Below are 19,523 nucleotides of genomic sequence, written 5' to 3'. Positions count from 1 at the left end.
CGACATCCCCTCTAGGAGCAAATCCTACAGGGGACTACAATGCCATCCCCACGCCCATGGCTGATCCACCCCCCGCATGTCGACTTGCTCCGTACACCCACTGCCCTACCACGCCAACCCCGCCGAGTATTTTGCGGCGATCCGCCATGCACCCGGCGCCGTGCTGCTGGACAGCGGGCGACCGGCCGCCGAGCGTGGTCGTTATGACCTGCTCAGCGCCTGGCCAGAAGTAACACTGGCGGTGTGGCCGGACGAAAGTGGTAGCGATTTTTTACAACGGCTGCGGGAAAATCTGACGCTGCTGGGCAAGGCCAGCCTGCCGGCCCCCTATGAACTGCCGTTTGCCGGCGGGTTGATCGGCTACCTGAGCTACGACTTTGGCCGCCACCTGGAACGACTGCCGCATCAGGCTATCGACGACATCGGCTTGCCCGATGCCCGTTTTGGCCTGTACGCCTGGGCGTTGGTCAGCGACCACCAGGCGCGCACCAGTCAACTGGTGTTCCACCCCAAACTGCTGGAAAGCGAACGGCAGCGGCTGCTGACCCTGTTCAGCCAACCTGCCGTACACACCCCTGCCAGTTTCAAGCTGCACACCCGGATGGCTCCGGACCTCAGCGCCGTAGCCTATGAACAGGCCCTGGCCCGTATCCAGGCCTATATCCAGGCCGGTGACTGCTATCAGGTCAACTTCGCCCAACGCTTTCGCGCAGCGTGCAACGGTGATCCGTGGGTCGCCTATTGCGCCCTGCGCGCAGCGTGCCCAACGCCGTTCTCCGGCTTCCAGAGCCTGCCGGACGACGGCGCGGTGGTGAGCCTTTCACCGGAGCGTTTCGTGCGGGTCAGCCAGCGCCAGGTGGAAACCCGCCCGATCAAGGGCACCCGCCCCCGGGGGCTGACGCCTCAAGAAGATGCCGCCAATGCGGCCGAACTCCTGGCCAGCCCCAAGGACCGTGCAGAGAACCTGATGATCGTCGATCTGCTGCGCAATGACCTGGGCCGCACCTGCCGCACCGGATCGGTCAAGGTGCCGGAGCTGTTCAGCCTGGAAAGCTACCCGAATGTGCATCACCTGGTCAGCAGCGTCACCGGTGAACTGGCCGACGACAAAGACGCTCTGGACCTGATCGCCGGCAGCTTCCCGGGCGGCTCGATCACCGGCGCACCGAAGATCCGCGCGATGCAGATCATCGACGAACTGGAACCGACCCGGCGCGGGCTGTACTGCGGCTCGTTGCTCTACCTGGATGTGCGCGGCGAGATGGACAGCTCCATCGCCATTCGTAGCCTGCTGGTCAAGGATGGCCAGGTCTGTTGCTGGGGCGGCGGCGGGATCGTCGCGGACTCCGAGTGGCAGGCGGAATATCAGGAATCGATGACCAAGGTGCGGGTGTTGCTGGAAACGCTGGAAGGACTCTAAGCGCACCTCCCAGGGAAAAAACCTGAATCAGAACGGCCGTGGACAGCATCGGGGCGCAGGGATAGCGTCTCGCTTCGATATTACTTGGCCGTCTGTGAGGGATCACATGAATCGACTGCTTGCTGCCTTTGTCGTTGTATCGCTTGCTGCGTTGAAACAAAGCCCATTTCCTACACATCGCGCTCCCTACCAGGACTTGAAAACCCCGGAAGTGACGCCTAATATCTCCCAAATTGGGAGGTTCAATAGATGCGAATAATCGCAAGAGCCGCCTTAAGGGAGTTCTGGGAAAAGCAGCCCGGCTTATACCGACTCAAAAACACCACTGGTTGAATGGTATCGCCATCTAGAGAAATCCACTTATCACACGCCACAGGACCTGAAGAGGGTGCTTCGAACCGCAAGCACGCTCAAAGGAGCAAGGGTCGTGTTCAATATTGGTGGCAATAAGTATCGGGTGGTTGTGGCGATCGACTATTTGCGGCAGCTGGGTTTCATACGGTTTGTTGGCACCCATGCCCAGTACGACCAGATCAACGCGGAGACTGTGTGATGAACATCAAACCTATTCGTACCCCAGAAGACCTGGCCGCTGCGCTGGCGCGGGTGGATCAGCTGTGGGGGGCAGAGATCGGCTCGCCGGCAGGTGATGAGCTGGAAATTCTCGCGCTGCTGATCGAAAAATACGAAGACGAACACTTCCCCATGCTGCCTTCCGATCCGGTGGAGGCGATCAAGTTTCGCATGGACCAGATGGGCCTGACGGCGCGCGACCTGGAGCCCTTTATCGGCTCCAGCGGTCGCGTCTCCGAAGTGCTGAACCACAAGCGCAAGCTGAGCCTGGCCATGATCAAGCGCCTGCATGAAGGTTTGCGCATTCCTTATGAGCGGTTGTTTGAAGGGGCTTGAGGGCCTTGTCGCGGGCAAGCCCGCTCGCACATTTTTGCCCTGCAAACACAGTCGAAAATGTGGGAGCGAGCTTGCTCGCGATGAGGCAGTGAGCCTCGCTAAATCACTTACAGGCTCAACGAACGATTCGACGCCTTGATGAACTCCCGCTTCAAGTCCTCAAAGGTATGCACCGCCGGGAATTGCGGGAACTCGCGAATCACATTCTCCGGCGCATGGAACAGAATCCCACGATCAGCCTCACCCAGCATAGTGGTGTCGTTGTACGAATCACCCGCAGCAATGACCCGGTAGTACAGGGTCTTGAAGGCCAGCACCGACTGGCGCTTGGGGTCTTTCTGGCGCAGTTGATAGCTCACCACCCGATCGTTTTCATCGGTAATCAAGCGATGGCAAAGCAGGGTCGGGAAGCCCAGTTGACGCATCAACGGCTGGGAGAACTCATAGAAGGTGTCCGACAGGATCACCACCTGGAAGCGCTCGCGCAGCCAATCGACGAACTCGATGGCACCTTCCAGCGGCTTGAGGGTGGCGATCACTTCCTGGATATCCGACAGTTTCAAGCCGTGCTCGTCGAGAATCCGCAGGCGCTGCTTCATCAATACGTCGTAGTCAGGAATGTCCCGGGTGGTAGCCCGCAAGGATTCAATACCGGTTTTTTCAGCGAAGGCGATCCAGATTTCCGGAACCAGCACCCCTTCCAGGTCGAGACAGGCAATTTCCACAAGACACTCCCATTTTGATTTTTTTTCAGTTGAGCGAGTAAAAGGACTGCCGAACTCTAGCGATTCGCGCTGGCCGCCGCAACGCAGAGCGGATTTTGTTAACATCTCACTCCTATAGAGCGCTCAGCGCCACTGACCTGTAGGAACCGTCCTGATGAACCAAGCCTTCGACGTCGCTGAACTCGCCGCGACCTATGCCAACAAGTCCGCCCAGGACATCCTCAAGCTGGCGTTCAGCCAGTTCGGCGATGACCTGTGGATTTCCTTCAGCGGTGCCGAGGACGTGGTGCTGGTGGATATGGCCTGGAAGCTGAATAAAAACGTCAAGGTCTTCAGCCTCGACACCGGCCGCCTGCATCCGGAGACCTACCGGTTTATCGAGCAGGTGCGCGACTTCTACAAAATCGATATCGAGTTGATCTCGCCGGACCAGAGCAAGCTGGAACCCTTCGTCAAGGAGAAGGGCCTGTTCAGCTTCTACAAGGACGGCCATGGCGAATGCTGCGGCGTGCGCAAGATCGAACCGCTGCGCCGCAAACTCTCCGGCGTCAGCGCCTGGGCCACCGGCCAGCGCCGCGACCAGAGCCCCGGCACCCGCAGCCAGGTGGCGGCCCTGGAAGTAGACACGGCGTTCTCCACGCCGGAACGCACCCTCTACAAGTTCAACCCGCTGGCACAAATGACCAGTGAAGAGATCTGGGGTTATATCCGCATGCTGGAGTTGCCCTACAACAGCCTGCACGAGCGCGGCTTTATCAGCATCGGCTGCGAGCCGTGCACTCGCCCGGTGTTGCCGAACCAGCATGAGCGCGAAGGCCGTTGGTGGTGGGAAGAAGCAACCCAGAAGGAATGCGGGCTGCATGCGGGGAATATCATCAGCAAGGCCTGAAACCGGCCCCCTCCGATATAGCGCTGTGTGGCGAGCCCGCTCGCCACAACAAGCCCGCACATTTCATTCACCCCGCCGAAAAATCCCGTACACAATATTGTCACTAACAGTGCCATTTTTGTGTGCACTTCAATTATTTCGCACCGAAAAGTTACACCCCACTTCGACCAACTTCCTACATCCTCCACACCTACATTCCCGCAACAAAATAAATACCTGTTCAAGCGGTCAATTTATAGTTGTTTAAATTCAGCTATTTATTAATAGAACCTGCAAAAACGAAATTAGCCAAGCTTTTGATAGATAAAAACCTGGCACACAAGTGGCTAAGGGAGTTGAAGTATTTGTATACAACTTCAACAACAACCTTCATACACTTTGTGTCCGCATGCCAGGCGCCCTGCAACCCAGCGCCTGCTGCAGATGCCAGGAGCCTGCCGGAATGCGCACCACTCTCTCCAATAATCTCGCACTGGATCTGCCCTCCTCCACAGCCAGCCCCACGGCCGCAAACCCCGGCCCGCTGGTGCTCAGCCCACGCCTGCACAACAAGGACCTGGCGCCCACCAAGGTCGAAGGCCGGCGCTGGGGTGGCTATAGCATCTTTGCCTTGTGGACCAACGATGTGCACAACATCGCCAACTATTCCTTCGCCATCGGCTTGTACGCCCTGGGTCTGGGTGGCTGGCAGATTCTGTTGTCACTGGGGATCGGCGCGGCGCTGGTGTATTTCTTCATGAACTTGTCGGGTTACATGGGCCAGAAAACCGGTGTGCCGTTTCCGGTGATCAGCCGTATCAGTTTCGGCATTCATGGCGCACAGATTCCCGCGCTGATCCGCGCAGTCATTGCCATCGCCTGGTTTGGTATCCAGACCTACCTGGCCTCGGTGGTATTCCGGGTACTGTTGGTGGCGATTCATCCAGGATTCGCCGACTACGACCACAACGCGATCCTCGGCCTCTCAACCCTGGGCTGGGCGTGTTTTGTGATTATCTGGTTCGTGCAACTGGTGATCCTGGCCTACGGCATGGAAATGGTCCGCCGCTACGAAGGCTTTGCCGGCCCGGTGATCCTGCTGACTGCTGCGGCGCTGGCCGGTTGGATGTACTTCCAGGCTGGCGGCAATATCGCCTGGTCCATCCGCGAGCCCCTGAGCGGTGGTGAGATGTGGCGCAATATCTTTGCCGGTGGCGCCTTGTGGTTGGCGATCTACGGCACCCTGATCCTCAATTTCTGCGACTTCGCCCGTTCATCGCCCTGCCGCAAGACCATCCAGGTCGGCAACTTCTGGGGCCTGCCGGTGAACATCCTGGTGTTCGCGATCATCACCGTGCTGTTGTGCGGCGGGCAGTTCCAACTCAATGGCCAGGTGATCGAAAGCCCGACCCAGATCATCGCGGCCATTCCCAATACCTTCTTCCTGGTGCTGGGATGCCTGGCATTCCTGATCGTCACCGTGGCGGTGAACATCATGGCCAACTTCGTTGCCCCGGCCTTTGTATTGAGCAACCTGGCGCCCAAATACCTGAACTTCCGCCGCGCCGGGCTGATCAGCGCGTTTCTCGCGGTGCTCATCCTGCCGTGGAACCTCTACAACAGCCCGCTGGTGATTGTGTACTTTCTCTCCGGCCTGGGCGCCCTGCTGGGCCCGCTGTATGGCGTGATCATGGTGGATTACTGGTTGGTCCGTAAGGGCCGGATCGACGTGCCGCAGTTGTACAGCGAAGATCCCAACGGCGCGTATTACTACAGCCGCGGAGTCAACCTGCGGGCGGTGGCCGCGTTTGTCCCGGCCGCGGTGATTGCCATTGTGCTGGCCCTGCTACCGGGTTTTGCCAGTGTCTCACCGTTCTCGTGGCTGTTTGGCGCCGGCATTGCCGGGATGCTGTATTGGCTGATCGCCAAGCGCCAGCCGTTCTATGCCGATATCAGCGGCGAGAGCATCGCTGTCGACAACGTCAGCCATTGATCAAGGAGCATTCCATGCGCATTCTCGTCGTCAACGTCAACACCACCGAATCCATCACCGAAGCCATCGCCCAGCAGGCCCGCAGCGTGGCGGCGGCGGGCACCGAAATTGTCGGGCTGACCCCGTTTTTCGGCGCCGAATCGGTAGAAGGCAATTTCGAAAGTTACCTGGCGGCCATCGCGGTGATGGATCGGGTGATGACCTACGATCAGCCATTCGATGCGGTCATCCAGGCCGGTTATGGCGAACATGGCCGCGAAGGCCTGCAAGAATTGTTGAACGTGCCGGTAGTAGATATCACCGATGCCGCCGCCAGCACCGCCATGTTTCTCGGCCATGCTTACTCAGTGGTTACCACCCTGGACCGCACGGTGCCGTTGATCGAAGACCGGCTCAAGCTTTCCGGGCTGTATGAGCGCTGCGCCTCGGTGCGGGCCAGCGGTATGGCGGTGCTGGAACTGGAGGAACACCCGTTGCGAGCCATGGAAGCCATCGTGCGCCAGGCCGAGTTGGCCATCAGCGAAGACAAGGCCGAAGTGATCTGCCTGGGTTGCGGCGGCATGGCCGGGCTGGATGAACAGATCCGCCAGCGCACCGGGGTACCGGTGGTGGATGGCGTGACCGCCGCCGTAACCCTGGCCGAAGCACTGGTGAGGCTGGGGTTGTCGACTTCGAAGGTGCGCACCTATGCGACCCCCCGGCCAAAGAACATCATCGGTTGGCCGGGCAGGTTCGCACGCTGAATCGCCGATTTCGGTCAGTTCAAGACGTCATTGAGCACTTCATAAATGATCCCGGTGGCAATGGTTACCAGGATCAGGTCGGTGCCCGCCTGCTGCCATTCGTAGCCGTCGTAATGGGGCAACCGCCCCAACAGGCGCCCATCGAGCTTCTTGGCAATCCCCGGTGGCAGGGGTTTGCCACGGGCGAGGTTTTTCTGGATGCCCGGCGGCAGGGACGAACCGCCGCGCCAATAGTCGCGGTTGTCACCGAGGATTACCCGCACGCCCCCGATGTCAATTTGCGGGCCATTGTAATGGGCTCCCGCGCCCTTCTTGCCTCCACCCTGGCCCTGATTACCCTGGCCGCCCTTATTGCCATGGGCACTGCCTTTGTCCTTGCCGTTGCCGTTGCCGTTGCCGGGATCGGCCAACAGCGCCGGGGAGCCTGCAATCAACGCCAAGCTGGTAAATACGAGTAAAGCGCGTGATATGGACATGATCCGTCTCGACAGTCGCAAGCCCAATTGGCTCGTATCAGCTTAGAACAGTAGTGGGTAACACGTTCAGTGGCGAGCGCTAAACCGCACTGAAGCGCTGCGCCAACTGCTGCTGGGCAAACTGCTCGAGGATGAAATCAACAAACACTCGGGTCTTGCCCGGCAGCAGTTTGTGCTCGGCGTAATACAGGGAGATGTTGCCGTCATCGACGTACCAGTCGGGCAACACCCGTACCACGGCGCCACTGTCCAGAAACGGCACGGCCATCGGCATGCTGACCAGGGCAATGCCCAGGCCTTGGGTGCAGGCACAGCACGCGGCTTCGGAGTCGCCCATGGTCATGCGCGGCTTGAGCATCAACGGCCGCTGTTCGCGGGCGCGGTTGCTCAATTGCCAGGTCCGCACGCGGCCGGTTTGCGGCGATCGGATCAGGATGCCGTTGCACAGCGCCAGGTCTTCGGGAGCACGCACGGGCAGGCGTTGCGCCAGGTAATCGGGCGAGGCCACCAGAATCCGGTGAGCGGGGGTCAACTTGCGCGCAACCACGCCCTGGGGCAGCTCGAACCCGCCGCCGATGGCCGCGTCAAAACCCTGGCCGATCAGATCAACCTGGCGATTATCAAAATGCCAGTCAGGGCTGATATCGGGAAACCGCCGCAGGAACTCTGCCAGCAGCGGTACCACATAGCGGTTGCCGAATACCGTACCCATACTGACTTTGAGCGTGCCCACGGGCCGGCCTTCAGCGCTGGCCAGGTTGGCCACGGCATTCTGGATAGTGGTGAGACTGGCGCTGACCTCTTGCAGGAACAACTTGCCGGCTTCGGTCAATGTCAGGCGCCGGGTGCTGCGCTGGAACAGCCGCACGCCCAGGCGTGCCTCCAGCTTGGCGACGCTCTTGCCGACAGCCGCCGGCGTCAGGCTCAGGTGCCGGGCCGCTTCGGCAAAGCTACCGCCTTCGGCGCTGCGCACGAAGCATTCGATACTGCCGAAGCTCTCCATACCACCTCACTCTAAACTTTTGGTTTACACAGACTATAGCAATCACGGCCTACCGGGACCGGCCAGTGCGGTCGATACTCGCCTCCAACGACGCGGCAACCCTGCCTCGAATGATCTGGAGATCGACATGACCACACAAAACCTCAGCGGCAAAGTTGCCTTGATCCAGGGCGGCTCCCGCGGCATCGGTGCCGCCATCGTCCAGCGCCTGGCGGCCCAGGGCGCAGCTGTGGCCTTTACCTATGTCAGCTCTGCCGCCAAGGCCGAAGACTTGCAAAACAGCGTCATCCGCGCTGGCGGCAAGGCCCTGGCAATTCACGCCGACAGTGCCGATGCGAGCGCCATCCGCAATGCAGTCAGTGCCACTGTCGAAGCGTTCGGGCGCCTGGATATCCTGGTGAACAACGCCGGTGTGCTGGCGGTCGGCCCGCTGGAGGATTTCACACTGGAAGACTTTGACCAGACCCTGGCCGTCAACATCCGCAGCGTGTTTATCGCCACCCAAGAAGCGGCCAGGCACATGGGTGAAGGTGGTCGCATCATCAATATCGGCAGCACTAACGCCGAACGCATGCCATTTGCTGGTGGCGGCCCTTATGCCATGAGCAAGTCCGCACTGGTGGGCTTGACCAAAGGCCTGGCGCGCGACCTGGGGCCACGTGGGATTACCATTAACAACGTGCAACCAGGCCCGGTGGACACCGATATGAACCCGGCCAACAGTGAGTTTGCCGAGAGCCTGATTGGCCTGATGGCGGTGGGCCGCTATGGGCAGGTGGAAGAGATCGCCAGCTTTGTGGCTTACCTGGCTGGGCCAGAGGCTGGCTATATCACCGGTGCAAGCTTGTCCATCGATGGTGGCTTCAGCGCCTGACCCTTGTAGGAGCCGGCTTGGCGGCGATAGCCGTCATGAGGACGCCATCGCCGCCAAGCCGGCTCCTGCGATTCAGCGCAGCGGCGGCAGGCCGTAGGCAGCCAGATCGAAGTCCGCGAGTTTGCGGATGATCTGGTCGGCGTGAGCGTATTTACTGTCGGCCATGGCTTCATCAGGCACCGCGATGGCAGTCATGTTCGCGGCCTTCGCAGCGGTCACGCCAAACGGTGAGTCTTCAAACACCAGGCAATCCTCGGGCGCAACGCCCAGGCGGCGGGCGGCGGTGAGGAAAATGTCCGGCGCGGGCTTGGCAGCGCCAACCTCCGGATCGTCGGCGGTGACGATGGTACCGAACAGGCCAAACCACTCCCGGTGCAGCGTGGTCTTGTGGCCAAACGAATTGCGCGACGAACTTGTACCCACGGCGATGGGGATGTTATGCGCCTTCAAATGCCGCACCAACGCCTCGGCGCCCGGCATGCCCAACGCCTTGGGAAAACGCTCGCTCATCAACGGCTCGCGGATGCGCAGGAATTCTGCAGGCGTGATCGGCAAGTCCAGGGCCTCGACCACATATTCGGCCAGGTCCTGGGCGCCACGGCCGATGATGTGCTGCTTGATACCCCAGTCGTAGGTGCGGCCATAGCGCTCGGCGATGATCTGCGTGACTTCGGTGTAGATGCCTTCGGTGTCCAGCAACAACCCGTCCATATCGAAAATCACGGCCTTGATCGGGCCGACAGCAGTACGCGATGCGCTCATCACAAAAGATCCGTGGCAAAGGACTAAAAGGATTCAGCACAATAACGGCCCTGCCAGCCTGCAAGCAACTCATTATCCCTTAGACTGGCGGCCTACCCGTTCAAGCGAACCCGATATGCTTTTGCGCATTGCTGCCGACAGCCTGGTGCTGTTTCACCTGTGTTTTATCCTGTTTGTGCTGTTCGGAGGCCTGCTCGCCCTGCGCTGGCGCCGGGTCATCTGGCTGCATTTGCCCGCCGCAGCCTGGGGCATGGCCGTCGAGTTCTTCCACCTGCCCTGCCCCCTGACACGCTGGGAAAACCTGCTGCGCCATCTCGCCGGGCAGGAGGGGTACGGCGCAGGTTTTATCGAGCATTACATCATTGCCCTGATCTATCCCGCCGGGCTGACACCACAGATCCAACTAGGCCTGGGCGCGCTGGTGCTGGTGATTAACATTGCGGTGTATACGCGCCTGGTCAGGCGCTGGTAGCGACTCAACGCAGGCATGGGTAGCCCGATCACAACTCTTCGCCTGACCATCGCGCCAGAAATTCAACGATCAATGAGGTGGTCTGCTGCTGGATCACCTCACGCGGTCGGGCCCCCGCGCCATCCCGGCAGATCATGCCATCGCCCGGCGAACTCTCTTCGATCAACGCCTCCCCGCCCGCCTTGCACACCGCCATAAAGCTGAAGTGAGTGGCGTCGCTGATTTCGACATAACGGGTCGCTGCCGACGGCAGGCGCTTGGCCAGATCAGCGGACTCCAGCTCGGCGGGAAGCTCGGTCGAGGGCACGCCCGCCACAATCACCAACGTCGGCACCGACACCGCCGCCAGGCTTTGATCAGTAAACCCACGGGACAGGCCCAGGTCCAGCGACACGATGGCGCTGACCCGCTTGTCGCTCAAATCCGCCGCCAACTGCGCCTGGGCTGCCGGGGTACTGGCGGGGTTCATCTGCTGGTAGACCGCGCAAGGGGCCAACTGCGAGTGAACCTTGCAGTCCTGGGCAAACCGCGCGGGGTCGAATCGTGCGCCGGCGACTTCCAGCGCCGTCCAGCCGCCGAGTGAATGACCTACGACCGCTATGCGGCTCGGCTGCACGTTGCCGAATTGATTTGGCTGCGCCAGTACCGCGTCGATAGCGCGGCGGATATCCACCGGCCGCTGCCATAACTGCGCAGCGGCTGGAGCACTGCGGTCTTTGCTGGTAGTGCCAGGGTGATTGACCGCCGCCACGATAAACCCCTGATGCGCCAAGGCACTGGCCAACCACGCCTGGTTGCCCCAATTGCCACCAAAGCCATGGGAAAGCACCACCAGTGGATGCTTGCCGATCGACGGTGGCGCATCGCGCACGGCTGAGGCGCCAATGAATACGGCGTTATCGGCGATCAACTCGGGCGTGGTGGTGGTGGCGCTGGGGTACCAGACGACCATCTCCAATGGGCGGTCGTTGCTTGGGTCTGCCAGCGTGGAGGCCTGGAAGCCGATGGAATTATTGCTGGCGAGTGCGGGAGTGGTTGCACAGATCAGAAGCAGAGCGCCGAGGGATGCTTTCAATGGATCTTCCTTGATTGGGCCAACTGCGAGAGCGTTGGAATATAACGGAACAGATTCGCTGCGTATGCCCATATCACCCGCTTTCAGGCGCCGGAAAATCAAAAACCACCGACTTTATCTAGCCGAATCATGGGGTTGTGTTGTAGAAATCCCACGGTAATAACGTGCGCGAGCGCATTACCTATGCGCTGTGCCCTCGACTCAGATCCGGCTCAAACAACAAGACCATATAAAAATGAAAATACTGCTCATCGCTTCGCTGGGATTGCTATCGCTCATTCAAACTTCACTATCCATTGCGGATAATGCCAATGGAAAAAACCTCTTTTTGCAACGATGTGCCATGTGCCACGGAACAGATATCAAGGGAACAGGGCCCTTGGCAAATAAGAGCAATCCCCCTACGCCGAACCTCACAACAACCGCCTTCAAGAAACGGCTGCATGATTATCCGGGCGTTATTGTCTCCTCGATAATACTTAGGCCAAATGGAGACTTGATTCCAAGAACCCTAAAAGAGAATGGTGTGAAGTTGTCGCCACACGCTTGGAGCATTCAGGACTTACGCGATTTAAATCAATACATGAGCCGGGTGATTTCAAAAAGCTGATAACGCTTAGAAAAGAGCAGCCTCAAAAAGGCTGCGCACCGGGCTTCAAGGCTTACCTAAGCGGCGATCAACACTGCACCTGCGTCCTGTTCTGGCACTTCAAGGCAAAGGCGCAGCATTGACGGTATACCAACCCGACGGGGTCTTGGCACATACCTGCGGTCTTAGCGGCGTCTCCACTGTGGTATTGGCCTGAGTGGAGAGTTGGCGAACGGCAATCACGCAGCCGGCCTTGAACGTGCTGAGCTTAATAACTTGAAGTTCCATCTCATAGTCTTTGCCAGGCTCGGGGATGAGCGTGACGGGCGCTGGAAAGCAGGAGATTTGCGATCCGCCCATGGCAAACCCCGCAATAAAGGGTTTACCGGCCGCAATAACATGCTCATCAAACACCTTGGGCGACTGATTGATGGCTTTGCTCGCCTTGCTGGCAGGCATGCCAATCACACTGTTCTGGCTGTCGGTCGCCCGAAAAGGGTAAAGACCCGGCGAGTCGACATGCGCAGGTTGCCACCCAGCTTCTTCAGGCGTTTTGGTCAGCAGGGACTCGTTGTAAAACATTTCGCAGGTCTGACCACTGATAAAGCCCGCGTTGGTGGTATCACCCGTGATCAGGCGAATACGAGCAGTGTTGGCCGGGTCATATTGGCTGATTTGTACTTCGTTGCGAACATCGGTTTTAGTTGTGGCGCAGCCAATAAGAGCCAGGCTGACGGCCAGCGGGAAAAGTAAACGCATGGGTAACCTTCATATCCTGTGAGGGTTGGTGGCCGCGACGATACTATAAGGACGCGCAGTTGCCCACTTGCCACCCGGCCACGCAGAAATGCTGCTTCGCTCAAAAAGACCGGCTGGCCAATGGGGTGGGGAACCGTTCGCAGACATGGAAAACCAGTCATCTGCCCCGTGTCGCCTTTTTCCAGATGCCAGAAACCACAAACCCCCGGCTTTCTCTAGGAAAACCGGGGGTTTGTGTTTGTAAAATGTGGCGGTGAAGGAGAGATTCGAAACTACCCATTCGCGGTTTTCGAAACCAAGCCCCCCGGTTTATAAGGGCTGCAGCCCGGTGGTGCGCACAGAATCTGTCCCATGGCAGTCCCATGGCTTAAATGCACCAGGTTGCAGAAAACGGTCACAACAGGCGTTTTGAACGATTTATGTTGAGCCATGGGAAAAAGGTAATTTTGGTAATGAGCTGTCAAAAACCGGATAAAGACCAATAAAATCAGTCAGTTGATATAATTTATAGAGGTAATAAGAAGGTAAGTAAGTGGTTAGAAAATTACTTTCAGAGCTAGTAATGCCAGTGAGCTGCCAAACCCAGTAAAATGGGGGGCTGAACAAAATATTACCTCTCTCGTTACCTTATATTACCCTCCGAGGTAATAGCTGAAAGCCACGTTCCATAAGGGCCTCAGCCCGTTCAGACCTGCCAATTACTAAAATTACCCTTTCCCATCCCTCGCCTGGAAAATAGCCATGCGCCCACCCTTTCGGCGTTTTTTTCCACACGCTCTGGATTGGTAATGACAGCCTGAAGTTGATGGTGATGCTGTGCAATGCCGCAGAATGCTGGAAACCACGACAGGCTGGGCCTCACAGTCGCTTTTGCGTAGGGTTCGACAGCGACTGGTCGAGCCCTAATATGAACGGTTCCGAAAACGAAAACACCGCCTGCCGCAGGTTTTCACAGCCATAGCCCTCGTAAACCGGGCACCTCGTCTGCGTGACCACTCCCCTACCGCCTTGTGGCGCATGTGCAAGGCCACTGCACTTTTTTGCAAAGCCTTGCACTCTGTGCAATTGCGAAACCTCCCCCAGAGCCCGCAGCGGGCTTGAGCTGGGGCGTCGTTTGCACCCCACTACCCGTTTGCACAAAAAAGGGACACAAAGCCCGTCGGCGGGAGGGGGATAAGTGCTTTTTCATCGAATTTTTCTTATTGCAGCTCCTTTCTGGCTTGTCATAAGGATTCCGACGCTTGACTTGCCTAACGTCCTGTTCAGGACAAAAAGTGCTTGATCAAATTTGATGGGTTGACCCATACTTTGACTGTAGCCACAACGTAGCTACATTTTTGTGAGGGAGTGATATCATGTCCGCATTACTGAAAACCACTGACGTGCGTTGCCGCATCGACGAGGATTTGAAGAATCGCGCCACTGCTGTGCTGAATGCTTGTGGGTTGAGCCTCAGTGACGCTATGCGTCTTTTCCTCCGTCAGGTAGTGACAACGCAAGGGCTGCCTTTTGAAGTGCGTGTCCCTTCGGAGAAAACCGCTCGTGCCATGGCGCAAGCGCGTGAAATTCGTGGCCAGTTCGACTCGATCGACGACATGCTAAGGGATGCTGATGGCAAAGCCGGAGAAGAAGCAAAAGCGCGCTGATCTGCCAAAGCAGTGCGCGCAGACATCTGAGTTCAAGAAGTCCTGGGAGCGTTACAAGCGTGCAGGGCTTCGAGACTTGAATGAAGTCCGTGATGTAATGGTGATGCTGTTCCTTGGCCAGCAGCTTCCCCCGGAGTATCTAGACCATGAACTGAAAGGTGAGTGGGCAGGCTTCAGAGAGTGTCATATAGGTGGAGACTTTCTTCTAATTTATGATGTAGCTCGCGCCGGGTTGGTGACCTTTGTAGATCTAGGCAGCCATGCCGAGTTATTTAAATAAATCACATAAACATCCGGGCCCGCTAATTAGCGGGCTTCTGTTTTGCGTGGCCGTACAACCGCCTAAATAATCATCAACTATAAAGGCCGCTCATAATGAAGTACACAAAAACACTAAAAAAACTGTGTAGACACCCAAAGTTAACCTCAGAGCTGATAATAGGCGCTTTTAAAAAACATGAGAACCTTGGCGTAGAAGTGGCTAGCACGCACATAGGAGTACCAGGCTTTGAAATAGCTACCGATGAAGGACTGTGTTTCGTCACAGAGCGCCCAATTTCTTATTACAATGAGAAGGCAGGCCGCATAACTCGCTATCAAGAAAGCGCCATCCCATTTTCTCTACCTATACCCCTGCACCTAGGGCAAGGGCAGGTTGATCAAGCAATATCCGAAATAAGCCACGCAAGCAATCCGAAAGACGCAGCAGATTACTGGCTAAATGAGATTTTCTGTCCCGAAATTGCAGCCACCTACTTTAATAAGTACTTTTCCAACAGCAATTCACTTAAAGACTATCGCATTATAATTTTCGAAGCAATTGAGGCCTATTATCTAGGAATGGATCATCTAGCAATAATGTCTCTAATACCTGTATTTGAGGCAGGCTTGCGGAACATCCAAAACTCGATGCTGAGCACTCAACAAAACAACATAAGCGCTGATGTTTTTGAAAAGCAACTTAGAGACATAATAGTTCAGTGGGGCAGGCGTAGGCTAAACGCTTACATCTGGCATCCCGGCAAGGACTATAACTCGGTGTTAGAGATAGACTTTCTAACTCACATATGTCCTCAGTCTGACGTAGTGAACGCATTTAGGAACTATTTCAGACACGTTCTCTACAAGCCCAGCTATGGTAATGCTGACGGTTTCAATCGCCACATAATTATGCATTTACTAAAAAATGACTTTAACAATCCAGCGAACTTTCCAAGAATCTTTATCTGTTTAACGCACATAACGTTTATGGAAAGCCTCAACAATCAGAACGTACCATTTTTTTGGCCCGGTATCGACGAAAAGGATTATGCCGTGGCAGACTATTTGATTCAGATATCGAAGAGTTTTGGAGATCCTCGACGCCCCTCTTTGAAGCTCTTGGGAATAGATGGATATTAACCTTTACACGCGACTTTATTAGAGTATAAAAACATGCAACCAGCTGACATTATTGATGCCATTACAAAAGCCTCTGAGAGTTTTATTTCGACAGAAGTATTTGTAGCTCTGATCGCTGCATACATAGGAGCAAAAGCAACCAGCAAGGCAACAACAAAAGCGCATGAATACTCAACTAAAAAAACAGTAGACGATGAGCTTCTGAAAACCCGCAACACACTTCAACTAATCAAGATCGAGCTTACTTCTGCCTGGGATATATATATTTCAGAATATGGGTCTGACCTTCTGGAGTTATCAGAAGGCGACGCATGCGTCGATATCTTTCCTATCGGAGAAAATCCTTTTCCTATTTATGACTCTGCGCCCTCCTGCTTAGCGAATATTGACCCAATGATATCGGCAAATATTATCCGCATCTATATGAGAGTCAAGGGACTGATCTCAATGATCAATCTGAATAATACTGACTGCCAAACCATATATGACGCCGGAAGGAATGCAACTCAAGAACTAGCAAACAAATTTGTTGCCGAAGGAAAGGAGCTTAATGAAGAGCTTGCTAAAAAACTAGAGGAGTATCATGATTATTACGCCCATCAGGAAGCCAAAAAACTACGAATGGACCGAACTGCTTACTCTATGAAGTTGCTAACAATCGAACTTCAAAGCTCACTAGCGATTGCAATGGCTGATATTGATCGCCTTACTGCCACTACGAATCAATAACAGATATTACAGAGTAATCAAATCAACTTTAGCGCCCATGCTTTTAGAAGACTCAGCATACTGAGTAAAAGCAACTGCATTAGAAGGAGCAGGTGTAGGACCGTGTGTGTGTGCTGCTATTTGAGAATTCATGTGTTCCACGAGTTTGAGCAAATCACAAAGGATCTGAAAAATATTCACGCTTTCAGACCCGATATGGTTCTTTGGTGCCACCAACCGCTGGCTGACCGAAGCCACGCTTTTACGCAGCCCCTCAATCCTTTCTTCCATATCACCACCCACCGTGGCGTTGTGCTTTTGCCCCACCACCAGGTTCAAGTCCCGCCCGGTCGCCTGGTGCAGATCATCCACCGCCGCCAGGCTCGCAGATCCGCCCGACAGCAGTTTAAGTGCTCCCAGCGCCTCGATCGTCTTGATTCCACCCACTGACTCAGTTGAATGGTCGTCCACCGTCCTGGTGTGATTCTGGAACGTCTCCGTGTTCCCCATCGCCTCTACTTCCCGCTCGATCGCCTTGTCGTGAATCTTGCCGTCAGTCTGACGTAGCCAGTTGCCGTCAGCATCCACACGCTGCTGACAGGCTTCGCTGTGCTGCCACACCTGGTCACCCTTCGGCACGCGGGGCATGCTCAGGCCGTGGGGCAGGATGGTTTGGATATAGGGCTTGTGCGGCAGGCCGTAGGCGAAACACACCACGACTCGGGTGCCTTCTTCGGGAAAGGCATAGATACCCATTTCCTCGCCGCCGGTGGGCAATGGTAGGGGCACACCGGCCAGGATCGGCAGCTTGCTGTCTGGCTCGCCATCCGGCCCCAGTACCTCTATATCAACCGCATAGCGCGGTCGGAAGTCGTCACAGATCCCGGCGCCGGCCGGGGCGTCGGCCACGCCGACAACCCGGGCAAAGCGTGGCAGGTGATATCCGCCGGTCAGTTCAGGGAATTGTCGTTCTACGCTGCGCTTGATTGCGTCGTCCATCGGATGGCCATCTGGTTATCGACGAGGGCCACACTGGTGATGCGCTCGCCGTGGTTGATCGTTGCACCTGGTCGTAACCCGGGAAGGGCCGCAATCATTGCGCTTTGGTTGCCCTGATAGTCGTCGAACAGTTCCGCCGGCAGCTGCAGCGGCGGGCGAACGCCAAAGAAGCTGTCGGCCCAACTGCCCACGAACACCTCCCCGTCACCCTGCTGCTGCCAGATAAAGTCGGGGATGTTGAACACCCGGGCCAGGCTGTCCATCGCTTGATAGCCGGCGGCCAGGCTGTAGAAGAAAGGCGCCTTAACCCCGGCGTAGGGCTTGTCCGGCACGCGAAAGCGCAGGCCGGTGTGCTGGCTGATCTCGACCAGGACGGCGCGCAGATCAACGTGGCGCAGGTTCAGCGGCTGCGGGTTGGCCAGGATTGCCGCCAGTTCGCGGCAAAACAGCACCTGGTGGGTGCTGCTGGCCGTGGTGGAGCGTTCGACGTAGCCGATAAAGTGGCGCTGCAGCGTGCTGTCGTTGTAGCCGATATCGAGCGTCACCAGGCCTTTGACCGGGGCGGTGGCCTGGATGGTGAAGGTCGCCCGGCCGGGGCTCTTGGCGTCCAGCCGCACTTCGTTTTTGACTAGGACATAGGGCACGCCACCGATGGCCAACACTTTGTGCAGCTTCATGGGGTGTTACTCCCGCCCAGCCATCCATCCACCTTTTTTAGCGTGGCTTCAAAGCCTGTCAGTTCCTCGGGGCCTTCGCTGGAGTCTCCACCGCCGCCGGTACCGCCCACCGCCCCGCCGGGGCCTGACTGGGCTGTCACCTTGTTACCTGGGCGCCGGCCTTCGACTTTCTCAGGGTTGGACAGCTTTTCGGTCAGGGTGAACTGGATCAGCCAACCGCGCAGGTTGTCGTCTTTACATGAGTGGGGTCGAAGCTCGAGGGAAATCCGTGAGAATCTATTTTCAGTACAACGGGGAAAAATGCCGGGAAGCAATCCCGGGGGGCAACACACCGGCCAACGTGGCCCAAGCTAAGCGCATGGTCGAAATCATCGAATACGAAATCCAGGCCGGCACCTTCGACTACGCACGGCACTTTCCCAACTCGGTCAAGTTAGTGGAAAACACATTCGGCCACTACCTGGACCTGTGGCTAAAGATCAAAGCCAACAGCGTCGCGGCGTCCAGCTATCGGGGCTACGCCAACAAGGCGGAGGTTCACGTACGGCCGCGCTGGGGAAAGGTACAGATCCACAATATCGACCACCTGGACCTGCAGGAATGGATACAGGTAACCCTGTCCAAAACGCTCAAAAACAAGACCATACGCGACATCATCAGCAACGTACGCCAGGTGTTCCGGCTCTATCGCACCAGGATGAAAGTGGCGCACGACCCGACTGAGGGTTTAATGGTGCGACTGCCAGATCCCGAGGCACCCGACCCATTCACCAGGGCGGAAATCAAACAGATCTTGGACACCCACACCAACCGCACGCAAGAACTGTTAATGGTCCAGTTCATGATATGGGCCGGCCCCCGTGTATCCGAGACCATCGCCCTGGCATGGGAGGATGTGGATCTGGCGCAAGGGACCGTGACATTCCGCAGGTCCAAAGTGCGCGGGGCTTACAGGGTGACGAAGACCAGGCGTTCAACGCGCAAGGTTCGACTACTCGCCCCGGCCTGGGATGCGCTGCAGAAGATCGACGCACTGAATCGGAAAAGAAAGGCGGAAACCGTCGATATTGTCGAGCGTGACAACAAGACGGTACGGCAGCACAAGCTGCACTTTGTCTTCTTGAATACGAAAAGCGGTTTACCGCACGTCAGCGACTTAGTGGTCAGGGATAGGTTTTTCAAGGCTCACTTGCTCGCGGCCGGGGTTCGCTATCGTGGGCCCGGTCAGTGCCGGCACACTTACGCCAGTCAGTTGCTGACCACGGGGATAGCGTCGATAGACTGGATCGCGGAGCAGATGGGGCATACCAACGGAAACATGATCCGTCAGCACTATGGAACGTGGATCAATGAAGACGGACCGGACGTGGTCGGAATGTTGCAAATGGCCTTGAAACTGTCACCCATCACAGCTCCACACTGAG

At 56.9% G+C, this 19,523-nt stretch carries 21 protein-coding genes and 2 pseudogenes; 14 read left to right on the top strand and 9 right to left on the bottom strand.

The annotated features are described in order from the left end of the window. The first annotated feature begins 76 nt into the window (after positions 1 to 76). The 3 genes and pseudogenes from pabB (at position 77) to BHC62_RS12180 (ending at position 2,329) form a co-directional block, all read left to right on the top strand. Positions 77 to 1,420 (top strand): aminodeoxychorismate synthase component I, encoded by a 1,344-nt coding sequence (pabB, locus tag BHC62_RS12190; protein ID WP_070995161.1) that lies wholly within the window; start codon positions 77 to 79, stop codon positions 1,418 to 1,420. Positions 1,421 to 1,669: 249 nt separating this feature from the next. Further along, positions 1,670 to 1,973 (top strand): annotated as a pseudogene (locus BHC62_RS12185) (type II toxin-antitoxin system HigB family toxin). Continuing rightward, complete coding sequence (locus tag BHC62_RS12180) at positions 1,973 to 2,329, top strand: type II toxin-antitoxin system HigA family antitoxin (RefSeq protein ID WP_070995160.1); 357 nt, start codon at positions 1,973 to 1,975, stop codon at positions 2,327 to 2,329. Before BHC62_RS12185 ends, BHC62_RS12180 begins: the two are co-directional and overlap by 1 nt. A gap of 107 nt (positions 2,330 to 2,436) precedes the next feature. On the opposite strand, the gene thrH is transcribed toward BHC62_RS12180, so the two are convergent. Next, positions 2,437 to 3,054, bottom strand: a complete 618-nt coding sequence (thrH, locus tag BHC62_RS12175) for a bifunctional phosphoserine phosphatase/homoserine phosphotransferase ThrH (protein WP_029298307.1) — start codon at positions 3,052 to 3,054, stop codon at positions 2,437 to 2,439. A 154-nt stretch (positions 3,055 to 3,208) separates the two neighbouring features. On the opposite strand from thrH, the gene BHC62_RS12170 reads away from it, so the two are divergent. The 3 genes from BHC62_RS12170 (at position 3,209) to BHC62_RS12160 (ending at position 6,658) form a co-directional block, all read left to right on the top strand. Continuing rightward, positions 3,209 to 3,943, top strand: coding sequence for a phosphoadenylyl-sulfate reductase (locus tag BHC62_RS12170; RefSeq protein WP_070995159.1), 735 nt, complete (start codon positions 3,209 to 3,211; stop codon positions 3,941 to 3,943). Positions 3,944 to 4,385: 442 nt separating this feature from the next. Beyond that, complete coding sequence (locus tag BHC62_RS12165) at positions 4,386 to 5,915, top strand: NCS1 family nucleobase:cation symporter-1 (protein WP_070995158.1); 1,530 nt, start codon at positions 4,386 to 4,388, stop codon at positions 5,913 to 5,915. A 14-nt stretch (positions 5,916 to 5,929) separates the two neighbouring features. Continuing rightward, positions 5,930 to 6,658, top strand: a complete 729-nt coding sequence (locus BHC62_RS12160; protein WP_070995157.1) for an aspartate/glutamate racemase family protein — start codon at positions 5,930 to 5,932, stop codon at positions 6,656 to 6,658. Between the two features lie 14 nt (positions 6,659 to 6,672). Here the strand turns inward: BHC62_RS12160 and BHC62_RS12155 are convergent, their stop codons facing one another. After that, positions 6,673 to 7,137: an anti-virulence regulator CigR family protein gene (locus BHC62_RS12155; RefSeq protein ID WP_371128917.1), complete on the bottom strand. Its 465-nt coding sequence runs from the start codon at positions 7,135 to 7,137 to the stop codon at positions 6,673 to 6,675. A gap of 76 nt (positions 7,138 to 7,213) precedes the next feature. Then, positions 7,214 to 8,137 (bottom strand): LysR family transcriptional regulator, encoded by a 924-nt coding sequence (locus tag BHC62_RS12150; RefSeq protein WP_029298312.1) that lies wholly within the window; start codon positions 8,135 to 8,137, stop codon positions 7,214 to 7,216. Between the two features lie 127 nt (positions 8,138 to 8,264). On the opposite strand from BHC62_RS12150, the gene BHC62_RS12145 reads away from it, so the two are divergent. Then, positions 8,265 to 9,011, top strand: a complete 747-nt coding sequence (locus BHC62_RS12145; protein ID WP_070995155.1) for a 3-oxoacyl-ACP reductase family protein — start codon at positions 8,265 to 8,267, stop codon at positions 9,009 to 9,011. Between the two features lie 72 nt (positions 9,012 to 9,083). On the opposite strand, the gene BHC62_RS12140 is transcribed toward BHC62_RS12145, so the two are convergent. Continuing rightward, complete coding sequence (locus BHC62_RS12140) at positions 9,084 to 9,773, bottom strand: HAD-IA family hydrolase (protein WP_029298315.1); 690 nt, start codon at positions 9,771 to 9,773, stop codon at positions 9,084 to 9,086. Positions 9,774 to 9,888: 115 nt separating this feature from the next. Here BHC62_RS12140 and BHC62_RS12135 point away from each other — a divergent pair, with 115 nt between their 5' ends. Continuing rightward, the gene (locus BHC62_RS12135; protein WP_029298317.1) at positions 9,889 to 10,245 is read left to right on the top strand and encodes a DUF2784 domain-containing protein; all 357 of its coding nucleotides are present in this window, start codon (positions 9,889 to 9,891) and stop codon (positions 10,243 to 10,245) included. A gap of 28 nt (positions 10,246 to 10,273) precedes the next feature. Here the strand turns inward: BHC62_RS12135 and BHC62_RS12130 are convergent, their stop codons facing one another. After that, on the bottom strand, positions 10,274 to 11,320 hold the full coding sequence (locus tag BHC62_RS12130; RefSeq protein WP_070995154.1) for an alpha/beta fold hydrolase: 1,047 nt from the start codon (positions 11,318 to 11,320) through the stop codon (positions 10,274 to 10,276). 235 nt (positions 11,321 to 11,555) lie between these two features. On the opposite strand from BHC62_RS12130, the gene BHC62_RS27400 reads away from it, so the two are divergent. Continuing rightward, positions 11,556 to 11,930, top strand: coding sequence for a cytochrome c (locus BHC62_RS27400; protein ID WP_071610032.1), 375 nt, complete (start codon positions 11,556 to 11,558; stop codon positions 11,928 to 11,930). A 99-nt stretch (positions 11,931 to 12,029) separates the two neighbouring features. Here the strand turns inward: BHC62_RS27400 and BHC62_RS12125 are convergent, their stop codons facing one another. After that, positions 12,030 to 12,668: a hypothetical protein gene (locus BHC62_RS12125; RefSeq protein WP_070995153.1), complete on the bottom strand. Its 639-nt coding sequence runs from the start codon at positions 12,666 to 12,668 to the stop codon at positions 12,030 to 12,032. Positions 12,669 to 14,023: 1,355 nt separating this feature from the next. On the opposite strand from BHC62_RS12125, the gene BHC62_RS12120 reads away from it, so the two are divergent. From BHC62_RS12120 to BHC62_RS12105, 4 genes are all read left to right on the top strand, one after another. Next, positions 14,024 to 14,314, top strand: coding sequence for a type II toxin-antitoxin system RelB/DinJ family antitoxin (locus tag BHC62_RS12120; RefSeq protein WP_070995152.1), 291 nt, complete (start codon positions 14,024 to 14,026; stop codon positions 14,312 to 14,314). Next, positions 14,274 to 14,594 carry a type II toxin-antitoxin system YafQ family toxin gene (locus BHC62_RS12115; protein ID WP_371128916.1) on the top strand — a complete coding sequence of 107 codons (321 nt, stop codon included), beginning with the start codon at positions 14,274 to 14,276 and terminating at the stop codon, positions 14,592 to 14,594. The genes BHC62_RS12120 and BHC62_RS12115 overlap by 41 nt, the downstream gene beginning before the upstream one ends. A 95-nt stretch (positions 14,595 to 14,689) precedes the next feature. Continuing rightward, positions 14,690 to 15,715 carry a hypothetical protein gene (locus BHC62_RS12110; RefSeq protein ID WP_070995150.1) on the top strand — a complete coding sequence of 342 codons (1,026 nt, stop codon included), beginning with the start codon at positions 14,690 to 14,692 and terminating at the stop codon, positions 15,713 to 15,715. 33 nt (positions 15,716 to 15,748) lie between these two features. Beyond that, the gene (locus BHC62_RS12105) at positions 15,749 to 16,444 is read left to right on the top strand and encodes a hypothetical protein (RefSeq protein ID WP_070995149.1); all 696 of its coding nucleotides are present in this window, start codon (positions 15,749 to 15,751) and stop codon (positions 16,442 to 16,444) included. A 6-nt stretch (positions 16,445 to 16,450) separates the two neighbouring features. Here BHC62_RS12105 and BHC62_RS12100 read toward each other — a convergent pair whose 3' ends face one another. The 3 genes and pseudogenes from BHC62_RS12100 to BHC62_RS28950 all read right to left on the bottom strand — a co-directional run. After that, positions 16,451 to 17,422, bottom strand: coding sequence for a hypothetical protein (locus BHC62_RS12100; RefSeq protein ID WP_070995148.1), 972 nt, complete (start codon positions 17,420 to 17,422; stop codon positions 16,451 to 16,453). Further along, complete coding sequence (locus tag BHC62_RS12095; protein WP_070995147.1) at positions 17,395 to 18,099, bottom strand: hypothetical protein; 705 nt, start codon at positions 18,097 to 18,099, stop codon at positions 17,395 to 17,397. Before BHC62_RS12095 ends, BHC62_RS12100 begins: the two co-directional genes overlap by 28 nt. Continuing rightward, positions 18,096 to 18,335: pseudogene (locus BHC62_RS28950) on the bottom strand (DNA-binding protein); the annotation flags it as partial. The pseudogene BHC62_RS28950 and the gene BHC62_RS12095, both read right to left, overlap by 4 nt. A gap of 2 nt (positions 18,336 to 18,337) precedes the next feature. Here BHC62_RS28950 and BHC62_RS12090 point away from each other — a divergent pair. Beyond that, complete coding sequence (locus BHC62_RS12090; protein ID WP_070995146.1) at positions 18,338 to 19,522, top strand: Arm DNA-binding domain-containing protein; 1,185 nt, start codon at positions 18,338 to 18,340, stop codon at positions 19,520 to 19,522. The last annotated feature ends 1 nt before the right edge of the window (position 19,523 follow it).

It is taken from the genome of Pseudomonas sp. 06C 126, from assembly GCF_001855215.1.
GTDB classification, from domain to species: Bacteria; Pseudomonadota; Gammaproteobacteria; order Pseudomonadales; family Pseudomonadaceae; genus Aquipseudomonas; species Aquipseudomonas proteolytica.
This window is presented reverse-complemented; position numbering and strand designations above follow the sequence as displayed.